The following is a 242-nucleotide window of genomic DNA, read 5'->3' as shown; positions in this document are numbered from 1 at the left end:
GGACCCACCGTGGGTGTCGGACTTCTTCGCGAGATCTCGCCCGTCGACGCGCTCTGGCCAGCTGCGGCGCTGCTGCTCGCGTTCACCGCGTGGTGCGTCCCGGCCAGTCGCCCCAGCCGAAGCGGCCCGTTGCGCATCGTCGTCTACGTGCCGGCGATCTTCACGACCGGCGCCCTGATCATCCTGGTGTTCAACGAGTTGGACACCGGCGGCGGCGTCATCGAGTTCCTGGCGTTCGCCAC

1 protein-coding gene is annotated in these 242 nt (G+C 69.0%); it reads left to right on the top strand.

What is annotated here, in order from left to right:
* Positions 1–242, top strand: a 242-nt coding sequence (locus ACZ3HH_RS31005; protein WP_465810538.1) for a hypothetical protein, incomplete at both ends; no start/stop codon positions are given.

It is taken from the genome of Pseudomonas sp. PME37.24/025, from assembly GCF_055556615.1.
This window is presented reverse-complemented; position numbering and strand designations above follow the sequence as displayed.